The 7,194-nt window shown below is 45.1% G+C and carries 7 protein-coding genes; 2 read left to right on the forward strand and 5 right to left on the reverse strand.

Annotated elements, in window-relative coordinates; translation table 11 throughout:
* Window positions 1-20 precede the first annotated feature (20 nt).
* Entirely contained in the window at window positions 21-740 is a 720-nt protein-coding gene (locus ACRRU2_RS26615; protein ID WP_432506323.1) for a DUF2161 family putative PD-(D/E)XK-type phosphodiesterase, read from the forward strand.
* Here the strand turns inward: ACRRU2_RS26615 and ACRRU2_RS26620 are convergent.
* From ACRRU2_RS26620 to trmL, 3 genes are all read right to left on the reverse strand, one after another.
* The gene (locus tag ACRRU2_RS26620; protein ID WP_432506325.1) at window positions 724-1,920 is read right to left on the reverse strand and encodes a PLP-dependent aminotransferase family protein; all 1,197 of its coding nucleotides are present in this window, start codon (window positions 1,918-1,920) and stop codon (window positions 724-726) included. The two genes, ACRRU2_RS26615 and ACRRU2_RS26620, sit on opposite strands and share 17 nt — an antisense overlap.
* 357 nt (window positions 1,921-2,277) lie before the next feature.
* Window positions 2,278-2,526, reverse strand: coding sequence for an AbrB/MazE/SpoVT family DNA-binding domain-containing protein (locus ACRRU2_RS26625; RefSeq protein WP_331700845.1), 249 nt, complete (start codon window positions 2,524-2,526; stop codon window positions 2,278-2,280).
* 116 nt (window positions 2,527-2,642) lie between these two features.
* Complete coding sequence (gene trmL, locus ACRRU2_RS26630) at window positions 2,643-3,107, reverse strand: tRNA (uridine(34)/cytosine(34)/5-carboxymethylaminomethyluridine(34)-2'-O)-methyltransferase TrmL (protein ID WP_432506327.1); 465 nt, start codon at window positions 3,105-3,107, stop codon at window positions 2,643-2,645.
* Window positions 3,108-3,235: 128 nt separating this feature from the next.
* Here trmL and ACRRU2_RS26635 point away from each other — a divergent pair, with 128 nt between their 5' ends.
* Window positions 3,236-3,955 carry a response regulator transcription factor gene (locus ACRRU2_RS26635; RefSeq protein ID WP_331700847.1) on the forward strand — a complete coding sequence of 240 codons (720 nt, stop codon included), beginning with the start codon at window positions 3,236-3,238 and terminating at the stop codon, window positions 3,953-3,955.
* A gap of 64 nt (window positions 3,956-4,019) precedes the next feature.
* Here ACRRU2_RS26635 and serC read toward each other — a convergent pair whose 3' ends face one another.
* On the reverse strand, window positions 4,020-5,105 hold the full coding sequence (gene serC, locus ACRRU2_RS26640; protein ID WP_331700848.1) for a 3-phosphoserine/phosphohydroxythreonine transaminase: 1,086 nt from the start codon (window positions 5,103-5,105) through the stop codon (window positions 4,020-4,022).
* A gap of 80 nt (window positions 5,106-5,185) precedes the next feature.
* Window positions 5,186-6,610 carry a type I glutamate--ammonia ligase gene (gene glnA / locus ACRRU2_RS26645; RefSeq protein WP_331700849.1) on the reverse strand — a complete coding sequence of 475 codons (1,425 nt, stop codon included), beginning with the start codon at window positions 6,608-6,610 and terminating at the stop codon, window positions 5,186-5,188.
* Between the last annotated feature and the right edge of the window lie 584 nt (window positions 6,611-7,194).

Raw genomic sequence — 7,194 nt, forward strand, 5'->3', positions numbered from 1 at the left:
TGCGAATAGAGGAGAAACAAATGGCTGTTAGCAAAGAGGAAGAGCTGTACCGTCCACTCAAGGCTTTTTATGAGCAGCTAGGTTATCAGGTGCGCAGTGAAGTGCTGCACTGCGATCTGGTTGCGGTTCATCCCGAATCCGGACATACAGTGATTGTGGAAATGAAAAAAACGTTCAACCTTGCCTTGCTGCTGCAAGGAGTTGAACGTTTAAGATTGGATTACGATGTAGTGCTCGCCGTTGAACGCAACCGAAAAAAAAGCGGCGCTCACAATCAGCGCTTTGGCGATCTGACCGAGCTGTGCCGGCTGCTTGGCATAGGCCTTGCCACCGTTACCTTTTATAAAACAAAAGCGCCCGTCATCGATATGCTCTGTGAGCCTGGCGATCCGCCAGTGCGCGGCATAAGACGCAGAAAGCAACAAAATTTGCTGCGTGAATTCAATGAACGAAGCGGCGATTATAATGTAGGCGGCAGCACTGGCCGCAAGCTTGTTACCGCCTACAGGGAAAAATCTTTGCGCTGCGCCTATGTGATACATAAGCTCGGAACTGCAGCTCCAAGACAGGTTGCAGCGATAACGAAAAATCCACGCAGCAGCTTGCTGCTGCAAAATAATTATTACGGCTGGTTTGAACGCGTAGAGCGCGGCATCTACAAGCTTCGCCCTGAGGGAGAAGCGGCATTAATTGAATATAAAGAGGTTATGCAGGAATGGATTACTAGCTGCGAGCTGTAAATTCTTCAATCGCTTCAACCATTCGCTTGATGCCCTGCATTGTGCGCTCTCCTGTATTGTACGTGTAGTTGAGACGCATCGTGTTGCGAATTGGCTCGTTCGCAAAGAATGAGCTGCCAGGCACGAAAGCCACACCCTTTTGAACCGCACTGCGCAGCAATATTTCGGCATCCAGTCCGTCAGGCAGCTGCGCCCATAGGAACATGCCCCCCTTAGGCTGATCCCATGTTAAGCCGGGAACCTGCTGCTGGCGGAGAAGCTCATCCATCTCCAGCATGCGTGCTTTATAATTGCGGGAAATGACAGTAATATGCGCATCCAAATCAAATCCTTGCAGCAATTGGCTAAGCACCTGCTGATCGAGTGCACTAGAATGCAAATCAGCAGCCTGCTTTGCCTTTTCCATCATACGAATAACTTGGTTGTCGCCGATAGCCCAGCCTGTGCGCAGCGCTGGCGCAACCGTTTTGGAAAACGTGCTCGTATATATAACAGGGCCGCCTTCAACGGATTCCTGCAGAGAAAACAAGGATGGATACGTTTGATCCTCATCAAATTTAATGTCTCCGTATGGATCATCCTCAATGATGGGTATATTATTGGCAACGCACAATTCAAGCACCTGCTTGCGGCGTTCTGTGCTCCATACGCGGCCCGTTGGATTGCCGAAGGTTGGAACAGCATACATCAGCTTTGGCTGATGCTTGGCAATCAATTCTGCTGCCGCTTCTGGAATGATGCCGAATTCATCACTTTCCGCCGCTACTACCTTTAGGCCATGCAGTGAAAACACTTGCAAGCTGGCAAGGTAAGTCGGCTTTTCAACCAGTACGGTGTCGCCTGGCTCTGTCAGCACGCCTACCAGCAAATCAATCGCTTGCTGCGAGCCGGTTGTCAGCAGCATTTGATGCGGCTGAACAAACATGTTTTTAGCAGCCATGCGTTCACAAAGCTGCTCGCGCAGCGGCAAATAGCCTTCGGTCAAGCCATATTGCAAAGCGCCCTTGCCTGCTGTGAATACGCGGTCTGCAGCGGCGCGTACTGCCTCAACTGGAAATAGCTCTTCAGCAGGCAAGCCGCCTGCGAATGAAATCATGTCCTTGCCTTGTGTCAGCTTTAATATGTCTCTTACCGCTGACGATTGTAATTGCGATACTCTGGATGAAAAACGATAATTCATGATACTTGCTCCTCCTTGCACACTCTCTGCTCTGTAATTAAAGTTCTACCTTCTATGTTAACAATGTGTTCACAACTTTTAAAGTTTTCTTTTTGTGACTTCTTGGTTATAATATACTTAGTTAACGTGGAGGTGTCCGATTTATGAACTTTGTAATTGTTATGACCGTTTTCGTTCTAATGCTTACAGCGATCCTTACTAGCTCGTATAACGAAGACAAGACAAGCGGACTGTAAGCAAGCCATTGCGTTTACTCTTTTTTTTAAACAAATGAAGCTTCCCATCCAAGCGATTGCTGTGGTCAGGGAAGCTTCATTGCGTTATTAACGGCTCCGAGTATTCGTGATGCCTTGTTTTCTAACGACGTAGATGACCCATTTCCACCATGCAATCTTTGCATACATCACGTTCTTTGAATTCGGAAACTTCGTTCATCGAGCCGCAGAAAACACATTTTGGACGATATCTTTCTAGAATGATATGATCAGCCTGAACAAATATTTCAACAGGATCGCCTTCATTCATCATATAGCGTTTGCGCAATGACTTCGGAAGAACAATGCGTCCTAGCTGGTCTACCTTTCTAACTACTCCTGCTGGTTTCATCACTTTCACCTCTTTATGTCTAGTTTTGCAAGTTGTCGTGAAACCTTTGCACTACTTATGTTTCGACGGAAATCAAAAAATTCCTTCTGGGTTTAACAATTTTTTAAAACAGTGTTTTAAATCAGTGATTGAAATCCGTTTTGGCGTAAAGCCTCGAACAATATTATGGCTGCGGAGTTGGAAAGATTTAAAGATCTTACTTCCGTTGTCATCGGCATACGTATACAATTATCAATGTTTTCATCGATAAGCTGCTGCGGCAGTCCCTTCGTTTCCTTGCCAAATACTAACATATCTCCATCTTTATATTGTATGTCGGAATATATTTTGTGGGCCCGTGTGCTGGCATAATAAAATTGGCTGCCCGCGTACTTTTCCTGCAGCTCTGCAAAGCTGTCATAGTAATGAACCTGAACTGCATGCCAATAATCAAGCCCGGCACGTTTAAGCGTACGGTCATCTGTATTGAAGCCAAGCGGTCTGACGAGATGCAAATGCGCTCCGGTTGCAGCGCAGGTACGAGCTATATTACCTGTGTTTGCTGGAATTTCAGGCTCGACCAGAACAATATGGAATGGCATTTTCCCTCACCTCCGATTTTTAATTATTTATCCAGCAATTTTACATTGCCTTTACGCAACGTTAATCTTCTTCGCATTTTATATCGTCATAATGAAATTACTATAACGGATGTGAAGGAGAGCTACCGATGTCCAAAAAAATATTGGTCGTAGATGATGAGCCCTCAATCGTAACACTTTTGCAATTCAATCTTAATCTAGCAGGCTATGAAGTCAAATGTGTACATGATGGCGAAGCTGTATTTGAAACCTTATCCACTTTCAGGCCAGATCTTATTATACTTGATCTTATGCTTCCCAAAATGGACGGCATCCAGGTTTGCCGCGAGCTGCGCAAGCAAAATAACGCGGTCCCTATTATCATGCTTACCGCCTTGCAAGACATTACGGATAAAATTATTGGTCTCGATAACGGCGCCGATGATTATATGACCAAGCCCTTCAGCACACAGGAGCTATTGTCCCGCATCAACGCTTTGTTCCGAAGACTGCATCCCATACCGGGCATTGCTGAAGAGACCACATTTACGATCGGCAAGCTTTCAGTGCTCGTCGAACAAAGAGAAGTGCTGCTCGATGGCAATAAAATCGAGATTACGCCGAAGGAATTTGAGCTGCTGCAGTTTCTATGCCAGCATAAAGGCCGCGTCCTAAGCCGGCAGCAGCTGCTTCACGGCGTATGGGATTATCATTTCCTCGGCGATACGCGCATCGTTGACGTGCACATTAGCCATTTGCGGGATAAAATCGAAAAAAATGCACGAAATCCTGAGTTCATCATTACAATCCGCAATGTCGGCTACAAGCTTATAGACCCTTCTGCACGTGAAGAAAGCCGAATTGTATAGCCAACAAGCAACAAGAACCGCCCATACCTTTCACCAAAGGTATGGGCGATTGTATTTGTCTTCATTAGCCGTTGCGTTTTTGGAAATCTGTCATGAATTGCGCGAGCGCCTGGCAGCTTTCAAGCGGAACTGCGTTATAAGTAGAAGCGCGAAGCCCGCCTACATCACGATGGCCTTTCAAGCCTACAAAGCCCTGCTGCTCGGATTCCTTAACGAACAGCTTTTCCAGCTCCTCATTAGCAAGGCGGAAAGTAATATTCATTCTTGAACGGCTGTCAGCTTGCGCGCAGCCAGCGTAGAAGCCACCGCTTTGATCGATAGTCTGATAGATCAAATCGGTTTTTTGACGGTTATAATTCTCCATCTCGGCAACTCCGCCCATCTCTTTAATCCATTCCAACATAAGCTTCACCATGTAAACGGAGAAGGATGGCGGCGTATTATATAAAGAGTTGCTTTTCGTATGAGTGCTGTAACGAAGCATTGTCGGAATATTTTTCGGGCTTTTCTCCGCCAGGTCATCACGAATAATAACGACAGTTACCCCGGACGGTCCAAGATTTTTTTGTGCGCCTGCATAAATCATGCCAAATTGCTCAATTTGCAGTGGACGGCTCAAAATGTCACTGGACATATCTGCAACCAGCGGAACATCGCCCGTTACAGGGAAGCTGTTGAATTGAGTGCCGCCAATCGTTTCATTGGATGTAAGATGCAAATATGCGGCTTGCTCGGGAATAACAATTTCTGAAGCTGCAGGCATTCTCATAAATTTATCCGCCTCTGTCGAAGCAGCTATGACTGTCTCACCGATCAGCTCAGCTTCTTTAATCGCTTTGCCTGCCCACGCGCCAGTGTTTATATAAGCGCCTTTCTTGCCTTCAGTTAGTAGATTCATAGGAATCATAGCAAACTGCGTGCTTGCACCACCCTGCAAAAACAATACTTGATAGCCTTCCGGAATAGCAAGAAGCTCCTTAAGCAGTGCTTGAGCTTCGTTGTTCACTTGCTCATAGATGGCGCTTCTATGCGACATCTCCATAATCGACATGCCTGCACCATTATAATCAACAAACTGCTCCTGCGCTCTGTTTAGAACAGCTAGCGGCAGCGCTGCCGGACCGGCATTGAAATTAAAAGCTCGTTTCATCGTACAGTCTCCACCTCTCTATATCCATTTTATATAAATTAGCAAATGTAGTTCAATGTTAAAAGCTTCCATCAGAAAGATTAGCAGTCAAAATACAAACTATATTCATGCGGATGTACGCGAGTAGAAACAGCGCGCGCATCCTGGCGCTTTAACGAAATATAATTGTTAATAAAGTCCTGCGAGAACACGCCGTTTTCTGTCAAGAAATCAGAATCGGCCTCCAATGCATTAAGCGCCTCGTCCAACGTTCCTGGCACGCTGCGGATTTCACGTTTTACTGCATCAGGCAGCTCATAAATATTGTTGTCAAAAGGTCCAAAGCCTAAAGCAGTCGGATCAAGCTTGCGCTTGATGCCATCAAGTCCGGCAAGCAGCATCGCTGCAAATGCCAAATACGGATTTGCTGTAGAATCCGGCGTTCTGAACTCAATGCGGCAGCCCTTTGGCGTTACTGCAGCGATTGGGATACGAACCGCAGCTGAACGGTTGCCTCTGGAAAACACGAGGTTGACAGGGGCTTCGTAACCAGGCACAAGACGCTTAAAGGAGTTCGTGCTTGGATTTGTAATTGCGATTAGCGCCGGAGCATGATAGAGCAATCCGCCGATATAATGCATGGCCAGCTCGCTCAAATTGCCGTATGTGCCGCGTTCATAGAACAATGGCTTCTCTCCATCAAAAATCGAGGAGTGAACGTGCATTCCGCTTCCGTTCTCGCCAAATAGCGGCTTAGGCATAAAGGTAGCTGTCTTTCCCCATTTGCGTGCTACATTTTGTACGATATATTTATATTTCATAAGATTGTCAGCTGATTTTGTCAATGTATCGAAACGGAAGTTGATTTCCGCATGACCTGCCGTACCGCCTTCATGGTGATGACGCTCAACACGAAGACCTGCCTGCTGCATCGTTTCAACCATGTCGCTGCGAATGTCCTGCTGGGAATCAATCGGCGCTACAGGCACATAGCCGCCTTTTACTTTCACCTTGAAACCAAGGTTGCCGCCTTCTTCCTCACGGCCAGAATTCCAGCCAGCTTCTTCAGAATCAACACTGAAGAAAGAACGGTTCATCGAGCTCTCAAAACGGACATCGTCAAATACGAAAAATTCAGATTCAGGAGCAAAAAACGCAGTTGTTCCGATTCCCGACTGCTGCAAATAAGCTTCAGCTTTCTGAGCTATCGTACGCGGATCACGATCATACTTCACTCCATCTGGAGTAAATACACTACACATGATGTTAAGAGTGGGATGCATGGTAAATGGATCTTCGAACATCGATGTAATATCAGGCATCATAACCATATCCGATTCTTCCACACTGCGGAAACCGGAAATTGAGGATCCATCAAAAGCAACACCATTATGGAAAGTATCCTCATCAACCTCTGTTGCAGGGAGTGTTATGTGATGTGCGCGACCTGCAATATCCACGAACCGAAAATCCACAAACTGGATGTTTTTTTCTTTTATCTGCTCCAAAACCTTATGAACTGACATCAAAACTTCCTCCATTTCCGAACGTTTGCATAATTTTGAACTCAATTGTTCAATTTTTTTGCAAAACCATGTCGTTATTATAAAACTCCCCTTTCCTCTGCGTCAATAGCTATGTCAGATATTTATAATTCTTATGTCAGATAAGCTAACAAGAAGCGCAGATTCCAGGTCATTGACATGGCCTTCGAGAAACAGTGTCATTTTACATAACAGTAAATACGAACATTGATGCTTGTAAAATAAAATACTGAAACAGTAACTTCGGACGAAGCCGAAATCGTTATTTCAATGAAAACAGCTAATTTTCTCTTATAACGAAACTCAACAACCCTATGCGTGTCTGCACCACCTCAAACGTCTCAATGTATATGAATTTTCATACAGATTTGGTCGGTGCCACCTCAAAACGTCTTAATGTATATGAAATTTCATATACAATACACTGAAATGCCCAAAAAAACATAATTGTATATGAAATTTCATACAGATTTGGTCGGTGCCACCTCAAAACGTCTCAATATATATGAAATTTCATATACAATACACTGAAATGCCCAAAAAAACACAATTGTATATGAAATTTC

The sequence above is a fragment of the Paenibacillus sp. GXUN7292 genome (genome assembly GCF_050864975.1).
Taxonomy (GTDB): domain Bacteria; phylum Bacillota; class Bacilli; order Paenibacillales; family Paenibacillaceae; genus Pristimantibacillus.

Bases quoted from the DNA above. Each gene is read 5' to 3' on its own strand.
- ACRRU2_RS26615 (WP_432506323.1), top strand. From the start codon at position 21: ATGGCTGTTAGCAAAGAGGAAGAGCTGTACCGTCCACTCAAGGCTTTT.
- ACRRU2_RS26620 (WP_432506325.1), bottom strand. From the start codon at position 1,920: ATGAATTATCGTTTTTCATCCAGAGTATCGCAATTACAATCGTCAGCG.
- ACRRU2_RS26625 (WP_331700845.1), bottom strand. From the start codon at position 2,526: ATGAAACCAGCAGGAGTAGTTAGAAAGGTAGACCAGCTAGGACGCATT.
- trmL (WP_432506327.1), bottom strand. From the start codon at position 3,107: ATGCCATTCCATATTGTTCTGGTCGAGCCTGAAATTCCAGCAAACACA.
- ACRRU2_RS26635 (WP_331700847.1), top strand. From the start codon at position 3,236: ATGTCCAAAAAAATATTGGTCGTAGATGATGAGCCCTCAATCGTAACA.
- serC (WP_331700848.1), bottom strand. From the start codon at position 5,105: ATGAAACGAGCTTTTAATTTCAATGCCGGTCCGGCAGCGCTGCCGCTA.
- glnA (WP_331700849.1), bottom strand. From the start codon at position 6,610: ATGTCAGTTCATAAGGTTTTGGAGCAGATAAAAGAAAAAAACATCCAG.